The sequence below is a fragment of the Dietzia sp. DQ12-76 genome (assembly GCF_014145045.1).
Classification (GTDB): domain Bacteria; phylum Actinomycetota; class Actinomycetes; order Mycobacteriales; family Mycobacteriaceae; genus Dietzia.
In genome coordinates this window covers 1-16,390 of record NZ_JAALDV010000011.1, presented here as the reverse complement: position 1 = coordinate 16,390, position 16,390 = coordinate 1, and the positions used below count along the sequence as shown (strand labels likewise).

The window sequence follows — 16,390 nt, the reverse complement described above, 5'->3', positions numbered from 1 at the left end:
GCTCGAGGGCGCGGTCCCACGCCGTCCCGAGTTCGGCGTCCACCGCGGAATGGAAGGCGGCGGGACCGGCGGCCATGAGGTGCCGGAGCCGGTTCTCGCCGATCACCACGTCACCGCTCGCGCCGGTCTGGCCGCGCCACATCCCGAGTTCGGGGGTGTGGGAGAAGCGTTCGCCGTCGACGAGGTCGCTCGGGTCCTCGGTGACCTCGAAGGCCAGCATCGACCACTTGGCCAGCGACTCGGCCAGGCGCGCACCGGTGCCGACCGGACCGATCCAGTCGACGATCGCCTTGCGGGCGCCCGGCTGGGCCGGCTGGTCCTCCCACCGCATAGCTGACGACGCGTCGAGCGTGCTCGCGAGAGCCCACTCGACGTGAGGGCACAACGCGGTGGGCGCGGCATGGATGAACACCACACCTGTCGTCGTATCCGCGAAATGGTTCAGATCAGACATCGCTTCACTCCCGACTCACTGAGGGACGTCTTCCCCAACGACCTCGCGAAATCGTGTGAACGATGATTCGTATGTGGTTGTAGTAGACAACTGTGCCTCAAGTGATGGAATTACACCAGCGACACTTCTGCATTCTCAGCAAAGTTACAGCACCGTAATCCCGCCGGTGTGAGTCCCGGGCGGCGTGTCGGGGACACTGGGCGATCAGCCTCCGAGTGAATCCTCCGGACGACTGCGCCGGGTGGCGGCATCCACCACGCGGTCCGACAGCTCCGGCCACAGCGGCTTGGCCCAGTCCCCGAAGTCACGGTCGGTGAGCACGACCAGGGCCGTCTCGATCTCGGGCTGCACCCACAGCAGCGTGCCGGACTGCCCGAAGTGCCCGAAGGTCCCGGGAGAATTGTGCTGGCCCGTCCAATGAGGGTGCTTGGCGTCACGGAGTTCGAACCCCAGGCCCCACGGGCACGGCTTGTGCATGCCGTACCCGGGCACGACGCCGTCGAGGCCGCGGAACTGCTCGGTCACCGCCTCCTCGAGGGTCTCGGGCGCGAGGAGCGTCGGGGCGACGAGTTCGGTCGCGAAGGAGATCAGGTCGGCGAGGCTGGCCGACGCTCCGTGCCCGGCCGATCCCTCGAGAGCCGTCGACCCCATCCCGAGCGGCTGGCACACGGCCTCGGTGAGGTAGTCGGGGAACGCGATCCCGGTGGCCTCCGCGATGTGGTCGGCGAGGACCTCGAAGCCCGCGGAGGAATAGATGCGCCGCTCCCCCGGCCCGGCGCGGACCTTGTCGCGATCACTGAAGTCCAGGCCCGAGGCGTGGGCCAACAGGTGGCGTACGGTCGACCCCTCGGGCCCGGCGGCCTCGTCGAGGGAGATCGCCTCCTCCTCGACCGCGAGCAGTGCCGCGACGGCCACGATCGGCTTGGTCACCGAGGCGAGCCGATAGACGCGGGTGTCGTCGCCGCGCACGGCCAGGGCCCCCTCCGCACCGACGACCGCCGCCGAGACGTTGTCCACCGGCCAGTCCTCGACCACCGCCAACGCCGCATGCAACCGGTCTCGATCGAACTCGTCCGACATGTGATCCTCCCGGGTGATGGCAGATCGGGCCGCCGCCGGCCGGATCGTCTACAGGTGCGGGGTCAGTGTGTCAGTTCCGCCGCCCCGTCCGGGGTCACGTCCGCGGCACGTCGCGCCGACGGAACCCGACCACCCCCGCGCCCACGAGGGCCACCGCCAGAACCAGCAGCACCATCACCCCCACCGTGTCGACCGGCCCGACGGGTGCCCGACCCACCGCACCGAACGGCGACAGGCGCATCTGAGACTCGGTGAGCCGGAGGGTGGGTCCCATGAACGTGACGACGGCCGAGACGGCGAACACCGCCCAGGCCAGCGCCTGAGCGCGCGGCACCAGTCCGAACAGGGCGACCGACAGGCCGACGAACACCATCGCGGCGGGCACCTGCCAGGATCCGGCCCCGACGATCCGACCCACCGAATCCGGGTCGTCGAGGGCGACGGCAGTGGCCAGGCCGAACGCCGCGGACCCCGCCGCGACGACAACTGCGGCTCCCACGGCCACGACCGCGGTGTGCAGCGCGAGCGCCGACCACCTGGAGCGGCCGGCCGCGAGTTCGAGCTCCAGCCGCCCCGAGGTCTCCTCACCCCGCAATCCGCCGAGGGTCTGCAGGGCGAATCCGGCGCCGAGGATACCGACGAACACCACGAGCATCTGCACGAGTGAGTCGACGAGTGCCGGGGACTCGACGAGGAAGCCCGCGAGGGCGGGGTTGGACACGATCGCCTCGACGACGACGTTCATCAGGGCGCCGTACATGGTCATGAGCGCCACGACCCCGAGGGTCCACCCGATGAGTGCGCCGAGGTGCTGGTGGACCGCCACGCCGAGCTCGGATGACCGCCACCTCGAGGCCGCGGCAGGTCCCGTGCGGGCGGGGACCAACCCCTCCCCGAGATCGCGGCGTCCGGAGAGCCACAGAGCGGTGCCGGACAGCGCCACGGCCGCCACCACGGCCACGACCAGCGGGAGGGCAGAGGGATCACCGAACGGACGCACCAGACCGAGCCACCCCAGTGGTGATGTCCACCTCACCCAGTTCTCGTTGGTGTCCCCGATGCCTCGCAGGACCAACGTGAGGCCGGCCAGGGTCAGGCCGGCCGCCCAGACGGTGCGGTTGTGGGCCACCACCTGCGCGAGCACCGCCGTGGCCGCGGCGTACACCCACCCGGTGGCGACGATAGAGGCCGCATAGAACGCGGCACCGGCCCGGTCGACCGGGATGGCCAGGGTCGACGCCCAGATCCCGGCGCCGAGGAGCAGGAAGACACCGGCGACGACGACGAGAGTTGCCGTGACCGGGGCGAGCCGACCCGTCCTGGCGGACAGCAGGAGTTCCGTCCTGCCGGTCTCCTCCTCCCGGCGGGTGGACCGGGCGGTCAGGGCGATCGCCATGATCGGGATGGCGAACGAGGCGATGGACGCGTACTCGTTCATCATCACCCCGCCCAGGGTGTCGAGTCCGGCCACGCGGCCGTTGAGCATCACCATCGCCTCGCCGAGGGAGGCCGAGTAGGTGGCGAGTTTCTCCGGGGTGTCGTACAGCGCGGCGACCGAGACGCCGGTGACCAGGTACAGCGCGACCAACCCGACGACCCACGCGGCCGCGGACCGCCACCCCGTCCGCAGGTCGATCCGCACCAGCAGGCCGGTGCCGGCCAGCGCGGAGCTCACTGTGGACCGCCACCGGTCGTGCCCGCATCCGCGGGTCCCGTTGCGGGTCCGGCTGTGGATCCCTCACCGGCCCCCGCGCCCGAGTAGGCGCTGAGGAAGAGGTCGTCCAGGCTGGGCGGGGTGGCGGTGAGCGTGTGTATCCCGGCCGCGTGCAGGATCCCCGTCACCTCGCCGAGCCGCTGGGCGGGCACGTGGCAACGGACGTCGAAGCGCCCGTCCCCGGCTGACTCGAACCGCAGACCGTCGACCCCGTCGACGGCCTCCAGTGCGCGGGGGTCGGTGTCGGTGACGGCGTGGACCTCGGTGGTGGTGTGGCGACGCAGGTCGCCCAGGGTGCCCGAGCTGATCGTGCGGCCGTCGCGAATGATGCTCACCCGATCGGCCAGCGCTTCGACCTCGCCCATGATGTGGCTGGAGAGCAACACGGTGGAACCGCCGTCGACTGCTTCCCGGACACAGTCCTGGAACACCTGCTCCATCAGCGGGTCGAGCCCGGAGGTGGGCTCGTCGAGGACCAGCAACTCGGCTCCGGACGCCAGCGCGGCGACGAGCGAGACCTTCTGCCGATTGCCCTTGGAGTAGTCGCGGGTGCGTTTGGTCGGGTCCAGGCGGAAGCGGTCGATCAACTCCGCGCGGCGTGCCGGGTCCAGTCCCCCCAGCGCCCGACCCAGGATGTCGATGCACTGGCCCCCGGTCAGCCGCGGCCACAGCGTCACCTCCCCCGGGACGTACGCCAACCTGGAGTGAAGGTCGACCGCGTCCCTCCACGGGTCGCGCCCGAACAGCGTCGCGCGTCCGGAATCTGACCGCATGAGGCCCAGCAGGATCCTGATGGTGGTGGACTTGCCGGACCCGTTGGGTCCCAGGAAACCGTGTACCTCGCCGCGGCGCACCTGAAGATCCAGGCCGTCGAGCGCCCGCGTGGCCCCGAAGGTCTTGACCAGGCCCTCGACGTGCACCACCGGGTCCGAATCTGAACGCATGACCATTCCCTTCGTCGAATCCTCCCGACCATCCTCTCCATCCTCGGCACAATGTGGCAATGCTCTCTCCGATGTCCGGACACAGGACCTTCCGCCCTTCGATCACCGACCGCCTCACCAAGGCCGTCATGACCGCCTCGGGCTCGCTGCCCGGTCCGGTGATCCAGCTGGCCGGCGGCGCACCCCGACGAATCGATGGTCAGGTGCTGGACCCGCACTTCCAGGCCGGGGTCCGCGTGATGTCCCTGCTGTCCGAGGGCGAGTACGAGGACATGCCGCTCGAGCAGGCGCGCGAGACCGTCGAGCGGTCGGCGTACACCGTCTCGGGGAACCGGATCGAGCTCGCCGTCGTCAAGGACCTCGTCCTGCCGCTCGCCGGCACCGGCCGTCCAGGCGACGACACCGCCCGGGTCGACCTCCCGGCCCGGTTGTATTCCCCCGTCCACGGCGATGATCCTCTGCCGATGCTCGTGTACTTCCACGGTGGCGGTTGGGTGCTCGGGAGCATCGACTCCCACGATGCGACCTGCCGGTACATCGCCCGCATGGGTGGCCTCAAGGTGCTCAGCGTGGACTATCGATTGGCCCCCGAGTTCCTCTTCCCCACTGCAGCCGAGGACGCCGTGGCCTCGTTCCGCTATGTGCGGGACAACGCCGAGTCCCTCGGGGTGGACCCCACGCGAATCGCCGTGGGCGGGGACAGCGCCGGCGGCAACCTGGCGGCGGTGGTGTGTCAGCAGACCCGCGATGCGGGTGAGAAGACCCCCGACTTCCAGCTGCTGTTCGTCCCCGCGACCAACATGTCGGCGCGGACCCGCTCGTTCGAGTTGTTCGGCGAGGGGTTCTTCCTCACGGGGAAGAACATGGACTTCTACGAGAACACCTACCTGCGGTCGGACGCCGACCGTCTCGACCCCCGCGCCTCCCCCCTGCTGGCCGAGGACTTCTCCGGCTTGCCCCCGGCGCACGTCGCCACCGGCGGCTTCGATCCGCTACGCGACGAGGGCGAGGCGTATGCGCGGAAGATGGCCGACGCCGGGGTCAAGGTCTCGCTCCGGCGGCACTCCACGATGGTCCACCCGTTCGTCAACGCCGTCGGCGCGACCCCACTCGCCCGCGCCGCGCTGTCGGAGGCGGTGGGCGCGCTGCGGATGGGTCTGGCGTACTGAACCCTCGCCGAGAGTCGCCCCGGTCACGGTGTCGACCCGCTTACGGTGTCGCACCGGTAGACCGGACGCGTCGGTCCGCCCGGTAGCCCTCGGCCGCGAGCAGGGCCAGGGCGAGGCCGAGCAGGACAAAGGTGACGGTGTCGACCCCCCGGATCGTCTCCCCGAGCGCGAACGCCACGGCGACCAGCAGCACCGGTTCCAGGTACCCGAGGAGCCCGAACAGGGGAAGCGGGAGCAACCGCGACGCGGCGAGGTACGCCGCCATCGCCGCCGCCCCGGCGAGGCCCACCGAGAGAAGCGCGACGGTGCCCGCGACCGAGGACGGATGCTGGGTGCCGGACCAGATCAACCATCCGCTGACAGGCGTGAGCGCGGCGACCTCCCACCCGAACGCCATCGGCGCGTCCATGCCGACACGGCGGCGAACGACGAAGTAGACCGGGTACCCCGTACAGATCACGAGCGTCACCCAGGACACGCTCGGTGTGACCGCGATGTTGACGACGACGGCGACGGCGGCGATCCCCACAGCCACCCACTGCCAGGTGGACACGCGCGACTTGAGGACGACCCGGCTGCCGATCACCAGGGCCAGCGGCAGGAGCAGGAACCCGATCGACGCATCCAGGGCGTGGCCGTGCAGCGGTGCCCAGGAGAACAGCCAGAGCTGTACCCCGACCAGGGCGCAGAGCAGCCCGAACACCAGCGGAGACCACCACGTCCGCGTGAGGGCCGCCCACGAGTCACGGGCCATCGCGCGTCCCGAGGGGAAAATCAACACGAGGCTGTAGCAGGCGAAGGTCACCACGATCCGCCACCCGAAGATCACCTCGGCCGAGGCGTCGATCACCCCGGAGAGGTAGAAGATCAGGCCGAACAGGCTCGACGCCACGACCACGGAACCAGCCCCGCGCGCGGTATCGCCGATGGCCCCCGTCCGATTCATGGGGAAGAACATATAGTCGACCGGCCCGGTGCGGGTGGAGGCCCGCACGCGGTCGCCGTCTCATCAGCGGAGCGGGGGGCACGTCTTGGTGAACCTCCGGAGAGAGTTCGAGAACCCCTGCCAGGCCTTCAGAACGGTGGCTTCTCTCAGGTCGCCGGGGTCTACCGGCGGGATCGAAGGCCTCTGGAGCCGTCTGTGGAGGACTCGCGGGGGCGGATGGTGCGCGCAAATGAGATGACTCGAACCATTTTGAGCCCGGCGCAGGTGGACGAGCTGGTGGGCCTTTACGAGGCGGACGCGACGATAGTAAAGCTGGGTGAGCAGTTCGTCGCGCAGCGCCGAACTGCTGCCTCGCGTCTTCGGGCGTGGCATCGCTCACCTGACCGCTGGCGGCGTCCGCAACTGAACGAGATCGACCGATGAGCGCGCCGTCTCCGGGGACAAAAGTAGCGACATCCGAGCCCCGATCCACCGCCAGTACAAAGAGCTACTGCTAGACGCAGGTCCGCGCAATCACGCGTGCGTGGGCCTCCCGCTCGACTTAATCGATTGGGGTGACTTGTTTGCGCAGTAAGAAGCCAGCGTCGCTGACGACATCGCACGCCGGAAGATAACGCGTGCTGAGCTGTTTCCGGCAGTCATCCAGTCGGACTTCATCGCCCCGGCCATCTGTGATCGAGTCACGGCTGCAGGCTTCAGCACCACGGAAGTGACCGAGTCCTTGGGCGGAGGTGGTCTCCTCCAGATCGCTGGGTCTCTCCCAACCCGACGGGTGACGAACGCGCTGCGGGTAAGCAAGCACCTCCCTCCGCATCCACATCACTGTTCCCGCGTTGATAAGGAGGGAGAAACAGACAAATCGAAGTGCTGATCTCTCTTTGGCGGAGAGAGCGGAGCCATCAATCCCGCCGGCCAGGGTGAGCAGTTTATGCGCCGCAAGGGCCTTATCCGCGGTTGTCTCGCTGACTAGCAAGAACCGCCGATACCGTTCCTCATAAGTCGACATCGGACTACCTTCACGGCCCTTCTTGCCGACGCCGAGCAGTGACAGCGCGCCAGCCAGGAAGCCAACTCAACTCTGCACCCGACCGCGTGCGCGATCGCGAACCTGCTGGCGCAGTCTCGCCCGTACCTCGTCATGGATGGTGGTCGACGTCTGTTCCGCAGTCTCGACGGACACCACGAGCGCGTAGCGAACCGTCTTGCCGGCGCGGAGCCGCTGGGCATCGTCCATGCACTCGACGTGGATCGGGAAGGTGCCGTCATCGCCGAATACCATCGTGCGGGTGCCCTGCACGATCTCGTGTTGGAGGCTTCCCCGTCTGACCGAGTTGTGTTCGGCATCGATCCGCTCCCCGCCAGCAAGTCGGGTGTCTGGCGTGGCGAAGTAGACCTTGGCACCCCGGTAGCGGTTGAGCTGCCCGACGGTGGGGACCATGTAGGCGAGGGTGATGGTGAAGCGGTGCCACTCTGCGCGTGAACGGAGCGAAGGTGGGAGCGGCAGCTCGTAGGTGTGGCGTTGGTCGCGTGCAATTAGTCCTCCGCCGACCAGCACTGCCCTGTTCGTGGCTGCGCTTCCGAGCCGGTCGGTGTCGAGCCGGCCGTAGCCCAGGAGCGCGGTCAGGTGGCGGCGGGCCTGCTGGTTGGTGAGGCCGAGTTCGCGACGCAGCCGCCCCTCCCACTCGCCCCAACTGCTGGCGTGGGCGAGGAGGGCTCTCACGAGCAGCGGGTGGTACTGCGGGTCCGGTAGCGGCGCGTCTTCGGGCTCGTCCGCGCCTGCTTCGAGGATGTCGTACAGGCGGCTGGCTTCGCGGGCCACCAACGCGGTTGCGTTGCTCGTGCCGACGGTGAAGACGGTGTTGTTCGTTGCGCCCGCTCGCCCAGGCGCCGCTACTTGCAGGCCTGGCCCGGTCGTTGCGGTCGGAGCCAGTTCCACCTCGACGGTTTCCTGCCCGGCAGGCGGTCTGACAGGGCGGGCATACAGCGCCCTGCCTCCGATGTGGTGCAGATCGGGCTTGACCGAGCGGCCGACGCCGGGACCGGTCGCGCCGTAGTGGGCTGGGCCGTTCTGGTGGGTGATGTCCCAGGCGGTGTCCGGCACGTCGATGTCGCCGAGTCCATCGCTGTGGGTGGCGCCGATAGTCAGAGCATTGAGGGCGTCGCCTGGAGGGAGGATGCCTCGCAGCAGCGCCGCGTCGTAGACAGCCCGGAGCGCGGCGGACCGTGCCGTGTCGGCGTTAGAAGTGGCATCGGTCGGGATCGTGAGCGGGCCAAGGTGGTTGCCGGCACTGACGATGAACAGCAGGTTGTAGGAGTGGGCCAGCCAGTCGAGTAGCCGTCCGACAGGGCTCATCCGGCGCACGAGCGCTCGAGCTTGCGCACCGATGGACAGGTTGATGATGCGCACGCTCGGCGCGACCGGTCCCCTACCAGCCTCTCCTTCGACAATTCGCTTGACCGCGCGATGCAGCAGATCAGCGAGCAACCGGTCTGGGAGGATCTGCTCGTGTCCTGCCATGAACTCGTGGGGTCGCATGATGGGCCGCACATACAGTGGCCGGTCGAGCGGCTCGCCGTTAGCGGAAAGGTCACCGTGGATAATCAGCGAGGCCATCGCGGTACCGTGGTGGCGAGCGGCCAGCGGGTAGTTCTCGCCGATCCCGTCGGGATCGTCAACGACCAGCCGACCGGCGAGAGCATCGTGGTTGGGAAACGGCAACCCGTCCAGCAGGGCGACCCTAGGCAGGCCATCGGTGCGCCCTCCGGGTGGCAGGCGGACCTCACTGACTGGTTCTGTGGTCTGCGGTGCGACGCTCATGGGAGTGAACGGGTTGACGAACATGACTTCGTCGGTGGTCAGTAGGCGGATTGACTCGGCCCCGTCGGCCAGCAGCGCGTGAACCTGTTGGACCGGCAGTTCTGCGAGCAGTGCGTGATAGCCGATTTCGCCGATCTGGGATCGGTCCAGCACACGGCCACCACTGTCGGAGATGACCAGCTCGACGTGTGCTTGTGCCGTAGCGAGCTGAGTTGCGTCGCGACGGTACCACAGCTCGACTTCGACCATCACGGTGCTCACGGACTGGCCGACAACGTCGAGGTTCTGCTGCCACTGCTCGCGCAAGCCGGTCTCTCGGATGCGATCTTCTGGCCCCCACCGCCGGATCGCGGTGAGCTGTTGGAACGCGGTCTTGAACTTGCCCAAGCCGTGGTCGAACGATGCTGACGGGTCTGCTTGCCAGGCGGTGAAGAGGCGCAGGAGTTCCTCGATCGCTTTGGCGTTCGACATCATCAGGTACAGGGAGTGCTGTATGGGCTTGTCCGTGCGGCCGCTCTTGGACTCGGTCATGTGGAAGTCGTCGTCTGGGTCCGATTGGTCTCCGATCAGCTCGGACAGGAACTCCAGTCCTTCGATCTTGTCGATCGCGTTGCGGAAGTCCTTGATGCTGCCAGCGAGGTCGAAGACGACCACCAGCGCTGGGTCGACCTCGTCGGGTGTGTCAGCGGACAGACGCGCCCGCTCGGCGTCGAACGCTGCGCTCAGCTCGCTGAACTGCGGCGTCAGCCGCTCCCCCTGGCGACCGGCGTGGGGTTTGGACAAGCGCGGCATGTCCCGGGTCTTTTGTGTGGGCCGATCTACCACCGTTGGCGACCCGAACGCCAGGAGTGGCCGGCGCTCCGCGGTCACCCCGCCGCCTGATCTCGCCTGTGCTCAAGACGTTCCTGGACGATCCGTCGGAGGTTGCTGTCGGGGAGTTCGAGCACGGCTCTGCGGCGCACGTCCAACGCGAACTCTTCCAGTTCGGAGAAGCTTGCTCCGGCGAGCTTGTCCGCCAGGGTCCGGGGGGCGAATCCGAGGTCGCCGCCCAAGCGGACGGCGAGGCGTTCCAGGAAGCTGGTCGCCTGTGCACGACTGGGCGGTTCGAGTTCAGCGCGGATCTGGAAGCGTCGCCATGCTGCCCGGTCGAGCAGTTCGCTGTGGTTGGTCGCTCCCACCAGCAGCACGTGCGGAGGTAGCTGGTCGATCTGGAGCAGCAGAGTGGAGACAACCCGCTTGATCTCCCCGGTCTCGTGCTCGTCGGATCGTTCTTTGGCGATGGTGTCGAGTTCGTCGAAGAACAGCACGCAACGGCGGGTTCGGGCGAACTCGAAGGCGGTGTCGAGCCGCGCGGCGGTCTCGCCCAGGAAGCTTGACACAACCCCCTCGTAGCGGATGACGTAGAAGGGCAGCATCAGCTCCGAAGCGATGGCTTCGGCAACGCTGGTCTTGCCGTTTCCCGGAGGGCCGGACAAGAGCAGTCGATTGCGGGGTTCGATCCCATAACTTCGCAACAGTTCGGCGCGCTTCTGCTCCTCAATCAGCTCAGTGACAACGCGTTGCGGGACCGGAGCAAGCTCCAACTCGTCCAGGCGCCGATGAGGAATGATCTCTTGCACCAGGTCACGCATGGCTGCGGCGCGGTCATCACGTGGGGCACTCTGTCCAGTGGTGGTAATCAGCTCGGACAGACGGTCGGCGACCAGGTGGTGCTGGTTGGCTCGCTCCTCCGCGATGACCGCCTCGACGAGGACGCGGAAGCGATCTCGATCGCCACGGCGCTCGGCCTCGACGAGGTCGAGAAGCAAGTCCGCACGCGCCATGGTCTGCCTCCCTCAGTCGCCCATCTTCATGTCCTGCCTACTTTACCGGTGGCGGCTCCAAGGCTAGCGAGCCTCACCGACACGGCCGCTCGCGTATTCTCTCGGTCTCGTGAGTCTGTCCGTGATGGACTTGGGGCATGGATGATGCGTCGTTGCTGATCGACTAGCGCTCGGCGTCCCTGGCTGCCGCCGGAGAGGATGTGCGGGCGTGGGCGAGCAAGCGGCGGGTCTTCGTGTCCAGCCTGATTACCGACATGCCCGACGAGCGGGCAGCGGCGCGGGCAGCGATCGTGCCGGTCGGGGCGACAGCGGTGATGTTCGAGGATCTCGGAGCGCAGGACATCTCGGCCGAGCAGGCCTACCTGTCCGGGGTGCGGAGCTCCGAGGTATACGTCGGCATTTGGGGTTCGCGCTACGGCGTGCGGATGTCCGACGGGTACTCGGCCACGCATGCGGAGTACTTGGAGGCCGAGCGCGACGGCTTGAGGCTGTGCCTGTTCGTCCACGGTGAGACCGGCGGGGAGATGGACGGTGCGCAGCGCGATCTGATCCAAGGCGCCCGCAACCTGTACACGACGAGCCCGTGGAGTGACCCGGAAGACCTCTGCCGGCGGGCGCGGCGTCGTCTGGAGGAGCTGGCAGCAGAGGAACTCGCGCCGTGGGTGCGGGTGGGCCGGAATCTGTTTCGTGCGCGCGAGATCACCAACGACGGGAAGACGATCTCGCTGACTGCGGCGGTGCGCAGCGATGCAGTCCACTCCGAGTTGGCGCGGCTGCGCGACAACCGCACCGGCGGTGTCCCGTTCGCTTCCTCTCACACGGCACTGCCGGTGCAGATCGTGGAGTTGTCCACCAGGACCGTCTCAACGATCGGTCATGAGGAGCGGCTGACGCTGGCCGCACAGGATCAGCGGAGCTCGAACATGCGCGTATCCATCAACGGGATATCGGCTGACGAGGTCGGTCAGCGGGCGTTGTCCGATGGGTTGTTCGGCACGTCGCTGCTCGGCCACCAGAAGGGGTGGATGGCGCGGCCGATCGATCCCTTGGCACCGCTGCGGGGACTGGGCCTGGACGACAGCGTCCTGCGGCCGGTGGCTCGACCGTTGTTCGCCGAGCGGTTGATCACCGAACAAGCAGCGTCGAGGATTGACTCTTTCGCGCTCGGCCCCTCTCATCAAGGCGTGCGCCGTCTGCGGGCCACCTGGACCCCGCCGCACGTCTATGTGAACGAACCGGACCCAGGACCCGTCTCGATCGACGGCACCGTGACGGGCCTGTAATCGAGACGGGTCCTTAGAGGATCACCTGCACGGTGCGGGTCTTGTGGATCACCAAGCCTGCTCCGGATCTATGTAGCTACATAATGAGCAGGTGCCGCGGTTCCGGGCCGAGGGGCGAGTTATCAGTGATGCCGTACCGGTCGCGGTAGGCGGCGACGGTGCGAGCGTACCGTCACCACGCCGCTGCCTTGCGTGGATCATGGATGGCCGACCCAGCGGTTCCGTCCAGGGCTCGCCGACCTAGCGTGCGGTCTCGGACTCCTAGCAAACTGCGTCGACATCTACCAACGGTGCAACGACGACAACCGGCGCCTGCGCAACAAAGCCTTCTTCACCAAGGTCTACATCGACGAAGACAACGAACTCCGAGAACAACCGACCCATCGAAGTGCTCCTCGACCCCGAGAGCAACGCCAATGCCCCCAACTGGACCCAGAACAGCGACAAGACCCGAACCCTAGCCAACGATTCCATCGGTAAGGGTTCGAGCTTCGTGCGCGGGGTGGGGCCAGCGGGGCTCGAACCCGCGACCAGCGGATTATGAGTCCGCGGCTCTAACCAACTGAGCTATAGCCCCCCGCACGCGCCGGGAACGTCCACCGGCACGTGCGGCGCAATCGTAGCAAGATCTCTCACCGAGCCTCCGGCCACCAGACTGCGCGCACGGCCGAAAGACCGTCAGGGACCTGCGCGGGCGGATCGTTCCACGCCATCACCACACGATCGGGCGAGTCGTAGGCGGGGTGGCCCGGGTCGCCGGTGGCGACAAAGGAGACCCAGGAGTCGTGCATCGCCTCGACCAGGCTCGGCGGCGCCGGCGCACCGAGATAGCGTTCCACGTTCTCGCCGTTCGGGACGGCCCAGAAGAAGGGCAGGTCGGCGCAGTGTCTAGATCCGTTTCCCCCGGTCCAGCAGAAGTCGTACACCCAGGTCGGGTCCCCGGCGGCGAGTCTCGTCTCGGCGGCCCGGGCGACCGTGGAGTGGATGGCGGCCGCGTCGATGACCGCGCCCACGCTACGTCGCAGCGACCGTCCGTTGGACTGCCGGGCCAACGCCCTGAGCCCCTGCCTCGGGAGTTGCTGCGACAGCGCCATGAACGCGGCCCCCGGCACCAGCGCCGGGCCCGGGAGCTTGTCCGAGACGGCCTCGAACTCCGTCGCGGTGGAGCCGATGAGCAACGGTACTCCCGTGGTGGGCCCTGCCGCGACGGCTTCCAGTGGAGGGACGGGGATCGTCTCGCCTCCGACCACGGGCCGGAACGGCAGCGTGAACTGGTTCTCCCGCCGCAGGCGCCGGTGGAACTCGTCCACGGTGCCGCGCCCCCCGGCGGCCAGCCCCTCCGCGGTGACCCCCTTGGGCGGGTGTGTCGCCGGGGCACGCAGAACCGCCGGTGACGCCGCGATCGCCCCGTGGAACAGCCCCGCAGCCGGCGGAGAACCCAGCAGGCAGAGCACCGCTCCCCCGCCGGCCGACTGACCGGAGACCGTCACCCGGTCGGGGTCTCCGCCGAACGCGGCGATCTCGTCCCGGATCCACTCGAGTGCGGCGACCCAGTCGAGCAGCCCCCGGTTGTCCGGGGCGTCGGGAAACGGGGTGAAGCCCTCCACGCCGAGGCGGTAGCCGACCGAGACCACGACAATCCCGCGGCGCGCGAAGGTCGATCCGTCGAACCAGGGCTGGTGGGATGAGCCCGATTCCCAGCCGCCTCCGTGGATCCACACCAGCACGGGGTGTGACCCGCCTTCCGCCGGTGCCCACACGTCAACGTGCAGGATGTCGCTCCCCGCGACGATCGGCTCGGGGATCGCCGGGTCGGGGTCGAATCTCAGCCTCTGCGCGGTGGCGGCGGGCCTGGTCGCATCACGGACCCCCTCCCACGGCGCTCGTCGGACCGGGGCGGCGAAGCGTAGGTCGCCGACCGGGTCCTCGGCGTAGGGGATCCCGTAGAAGCGGACGACGTCGCCGAGGTCGGTGCCGCGGACGCGGCCGGTCGACAGAGTGACCTCGGTGCGTGTCATGGGCGCCAGCGTAGCGGCCGCCTTCACGTTGAGATCGCGCCGTCATGCTGTCGGATCTTCAGAGTAGGAGCGGGAGACTGTGAGACCTGCTACAAGTTAAAACGACTTACTTATCCCGAGGCTTGGAGTCGCGATGCCGACCATTGAAGAGTCCGTTCGCCAGCTCGCTGCTAAGGTCCGCGACCTCAAAGCCCACATTTCAACAGAAGAGGCCACCAAGACCGCATTGATCGCGCCCTTCATCCAAGATGTGCTCGGCTACGACATCTTCGACCCGAGGGAGGTCATTCCTGAATACGTTGCCGATGTCGGACGGAAGAAGGGTGAGAAGGTCGACTACGCGATCAAGAGCGGCGAGGACTTCCGGTTTCTTATCGAGTGCAAGACTATTGGTTCGCCTCTCAGCTTGGACCACGCTACGCAGTTGATCCGCTACTTCAACGTCACGGACACCGAGTTTGCGATTCTGACCAACGGAGAGGTGTACCACTTCTACGCACAGCTTGACGCAGCAAATCGAATGGACGAGAAGCCCTTCATGACATTGGACCTCGCCAACATCGACGAACGCATCTTCCCTCACTTGGAGAAGTGCACCAAGAGCAAATTCGATGCCGAGACGATCGCCGCTTCAGCTGAGCATCTCAAGTACGTGGCCGAGGTACGCAAAGCAATGGCGGCTGAATTCCGAGAGCCGTCGGATGACTGGGTGCGCTACTTTGCGAACCGGGTAACCTCTCGGCGACTCACCGCACAAGTACTCGAGTTCTTCCGCGAAGTGGTTGGCACAGCTGGCGCACAGTTCATCCGGGATGAGGCCAACCGCCGCCTTCGCACCGCCCAAGACCTAGATGAGCACACCCCGACCGAAATGGAGTCCCCGAGTACGGAGCAGGCGCAACCCGAACCCACGCTGGTCCAGCCAGAGGATGATGTTGAGACCTCGCCTGAGGAGATCGAGGCGTTCCAGATCATCAAGGCTATAGCCCGACAGAAAGTATCGGCGGCACGTATCTATATGCGCGATGCCAAATCGTATTGCGCCATCTTATTCGATGACAACAATCGCAAACCGATAGCGCGCCTGCACTTCAACTCTTCTAACTGGAGAATAGGGGTGTTCGACGAGGCCAAACAGGAGACGTTGCACCCACTTGCAACCTTGGACGACATCTACGATCACGCGGACGCAATCTTGGCGCGCATCGCCGCCCTAGCCGGTGAGTGACAGGCCACTTCCAACCTCGTCATCCCGATTGGAGCCCAACGTGACGCTGGAGAGCTCGGCGACGCAAACACAGAAGGCAGGTCAGAAGAGCACTCCTGACCTGCCTTCGACTGCTCCCCCATCTGGACTCGAACCAGAAACCCTTCGATTAACAGTCGAATGCTCTGCCAATTGAGCTATGGGGGATTGCCTCGGCGACCGACGATCACGCCGAGCACCGAGAACTCACCTTAGTGCGAGCGCGGCCGTCGGTCCAAATCGCCAGGTCAGGCGATGTCGGGCGTGGCGCCCACAGCCTGGTCGAGCAGTCCTCGCCGGTACTCCTCCAGCGCGACGAGGTCACCGAACAGTGCCGAGTAGCCCTCCGGGTCCGCCGCCGGACTCATCCGCTGCACCTTCGACTTGAGGTCGGCGATCTGACCGGACACCCACACCTCCTGCAGTCGGGCGAGCACGCCGGAGACGTACCGGGGCAGCGCGTCCTCCGCCACCCGGAGCGTCTCGACCGCCATCAGGCCCACCAGCCGCCGCAGCCCGTCGTCCTCGAGCCCCCGGGACACCTCGGACACCCAGTTCGCGCCGCTCTTGCCCGAGGCACACCCCCCGGCGGCGGACACCGCGGCGGCGAGCCTGGAGTAGGCGGGATGGGTGTAGCACTCCGACGGGAGCGAGTCGAAGAGCGGCCCTGCCAGACCCGGGTACTGCAGGGCAGCCTTGAGCGCCTCGCGCTGCGGCCACAGCACCGGGTCCGCCGGTGAGGGCAGGGGTACGCCCGTCGGTTCCACGGGAGCTCGTCGTTCGTCCCGGGAAACAGCCTCGTGGTCGTCTCTCCCCCCGCCTCTTTCGGCGCGGTCCCGCAGCGGGCGGGGCCCACCCCCGGACCCTCCCGAGCCGCGACGGCCTGGCCCACGGG

Annotated in this window: 14 protein-coding genes and 2 tRNA genes; 4 read left to right on the top strand and 12 right to left on the bottom strand. The window is 67.4% G+C overall.

What is annotated here, in order from left to right; translation table 11 throughout:
- The 4 genes from G6019_RS00480 to G6019_RS00465 form a co-directional block, all read right to left on the bottom strand.
- Positions 1-454 (bottom strand): DUF3145 family protein (locus tag G6019_RS00480; protein WP_182626896.1); only part of this gene is annotated, 454 nt, incomplete at its 3' end.
- Between the two features lie 204 nt (positions 455-658).
- Positions 659-1,534, bottom strand: coding sequence for a serine hydrolase domain-containing protein (locus G6019_RS00475; RefSeq protein WP_182613184.1), 876 nt, complete (start codon positions 1,532-1,534; stop codon positions 659-661).
- 94 nt (positions 1,535-1,628) lie between these two features.
- Complete coding sequence (locus G6019_RS00470) at positions 1,629-3,209, bottom strand: ABC transporter permease (RefSeq protein ID WP_107756146.1); 1,581 nt, start codon at positions 3,207-3,209, stop codon at positions 1,629-1,631.
- Positions 3,206-4,192 (bottom strand): ABC transporter ATP-binding protein, encoded by a 987-nt coding sequence (locus G6019_RS00465; protein ID WP_182613183.1) that lies wholly within the window; start codon positions 4,190-4,192, stop codon positions 3,206-3,208. Before G6019_RS00465 ends, G6019_RS00470 begins: the two co-directional genes overlap by 4 nt.
- Before the next feature lie 59 nt (positions 4,193-4,251).
- Between G6019_RS00465 and G6019_RS00460 the strand changes: the two genes are divergently transcribed.
- A complete protein-coding gene (locus tag G6019_RS00460; protein WP_241725788.1) occupies positions 4,252-5,361 on the top strand; it encodes an alpha/beta hydrolase in 1,110 nt (369 codons plus the stop codon).
- A gap of 40 nt (positions 5,362-5,401) precedes the next feature.
- Here G6019_RS00460 and rarD read toward each other — a convergent pair whose 3' ends face one another.
- On the bottom strand, positions 5,402-6,307 hold the full coding sequence (gene rarD / locus G6019_RS00455) for an EamA family transporter RarD (RefSeq protein ID WP_241725786.1): 906 nt from the start codon (positions 6,305-6,307) through the stop codon (positions 5,402-5,404).
- A 234-nt stretch (positions 6,308-6,541) separates the two neighbouring features.
- Between rarD and G6019_RS00450 the strand changes: the two genes are divergently transcribed.
- Positions 6,542-6,730: a hypothetical protein gene (locus G6019_RS00450; protein WP_182626894.1), complete on the top strand. Its 189-nt coding sequence runs from the start codon at positions 6,542-6,544 to the stop codon at positions 6,728-6,730.
- Positions 6,731-6,848: 118 nt separating this feature from the next.
- Here G6019_RS00450 and G6019_RS00445 read toward each other — a convergent pair whose 3' ends face one another.
- From G6019_RS00445 to G6019_RS00435, 3 genes are all read right to left on the bottom strand, one after another.
- On the bottom strand, positions 6,849-7,313 hold the full coding sequence (locus G6019_RS00445; protein WP_182626892.1) for a hypothetical protein: 465 nt from the start codon (positions 7,311-7,313) through the stop codon (positions 6,849-6,851).
- 66 nt (positions 7,314-7,379) lie between these two features.
- A complete protein-coding gene (locus G6019_RS00440; RefSeq protein WP_206681792.1) occupies positions 7,380-9,917 on the bottom strand; it encodes a S8 family peptidase in 2,538 nt (845 codons plus the stop codon).
- A 74-nt stretch (positions 9,918-9,991) separates the two neighbouring features.
- On the bottom strand, positions 9,992-10,948 hold the full coding sequence (locus tag G6019_RS00435; RefSeq protein WP_182613314.1) for an AAA family ATPase: 957 nt from the start codon (positions 10,946-10,948) through the stop codon (positions 9,992-9,994).
- 200 nt (positions 10,949-11,148) lie between these two features.
- Between G6019_RS00435 and G6019_RS00430 the strand changes: the two genes are divergently transcribed.
- A complete protein-coding gene (locus G6019_RS00430) occupies positions 11,149-12,231 on the top strand; it encodes a DUF4062 domain-containing protein (RefSeq protein ID WP_182613315.1) in 1,083 nt (360 codons plus the stop codon).
- Positions 12,232-12,734: 503 nt separating this feature from the next.
- Here G6019_RS00430 and G6019_RS00425 read toward each other — a convergent pair.
- Positions 12,735-12,808 (bottom strand) — tRNA-Ile (locus tag G6019_RS00425).
- Positions 12,809-12,863: 55 nt separating this feature from the next.
- Positions 12,864-14,249, bottom strand: a complete 1,386-nt coding sequence (locus G6019_RS00420; RefSeq protein WP_182626889.1) for a carboxylesterase/lipase family protein — start codon at positions 14,247-14,249, stop codon at positions 12,864-12,866.
- Between the two features lie 133 nt (positions 14,250-14,382).
- Between G6019_RS00420 and G6019_RS00415 the strand changes: the two genes are divergently transcribed.
- Complete coding sequence (locus G6019_RS00415; protein WP_182613316.1) at positions 14,383-15,477, top strand: type I restriction enzyme HsdR N-terminal domain-containing protein; 1,095 nt, start codon at positions 14,383-14,385, stop codon at positions 15,475-15,477.
- Positions 15,478-15,590: 113 nt separating this feature from the next.
- Here the strand turns inward: G6019_RS00415 and G6019_RS00410 are convergent.
- A tRNA-Asn gene (locus G6019_RS00410) sits at positions 15,591-15,663 on the bottom strand.
- 80 nt (positions 15,664-15,743) lie between these two features.
- A complete protein-coding gene (locus G6019_RS00405) occupies positions 15,744-16,262 on the bottom strand; it encodes a hypothetical protein (RefSeq protein WP_375292905.1) in 519 nt (172 codons plus the stop codon).
- Positions 16,263-16,390: the final 128 nt, after the last annotated feature.

Coding starts and splice junctions, on each gene's coding strand:
- G6019_RS00475 (WP_182613184.1), bottom strand. CDS start 1,534: ATGTCGGACGAGTTCGATCGAGACCGGTTGCATGCGGCGTTGGCGGTG.
- G6019_RS00465 (WP_182613183.1), bottom strand. CDS start 4,192: ATGCGTTCAGATTCGGACCCGGTGGTGCACGTCGAGGGCCTGGTCAAG.
- G6019_RS00460 (WP_241725788.1), top strand. CDS start 4,252: ATGCTCTCTCCGATGTCCGGACACAGGACCTTCCGCCCTTCGATCACC.
- rarD (WP_241725786.1), bottom strand. CDS start 6,307: ATGAATCGGACGGGGGCCATCGGCGATACCGCGCGCGGGGCTGGTTCC.
- G6019_RS00450 (WP_182626894.1), top strand. CDS start 6,542: ATGACTCGAACCATTTTGAGCCCGGCGCAGGTGGACGAGCTGGTGGGC.
- G6019_RS00445 (WP_182626892.1), bottom strand. CDS start 7,313: ATGTCGACTTATGAGGAACGGTATCGGCGGTTCTTGCTAGTCAGCGAG.
- G6019_RS00440 (WP_206681792.1), bottom strand. CDS start 9,917: ATGCCGCGCTTGTCCAAACCCCACGCCGGTCGCCAGGGGGAGCGGCTG.
- G6019_RS00435 (WP_182613314.1), bottom strand. CDS start 10,948: ATGGCGCGTGCGGACTTGCTTCTCGACCTCGTCGAGGCCGAGCGCCGT.
- G6019_RS00420 (WP_182626889.1), bottom strand. CDS start 14,249: ATGACACGCACCGAGGTCACTCTGTCGACCGGCCGCGTCCGCGGCACC.
- G6019_RS00415 (WP_182613316.1), top strand. CDS start 14,383: ATGCCGACCATTGAAGAGTCCGTTCGCCAGCTCGCTGCTAAGGTCCGC.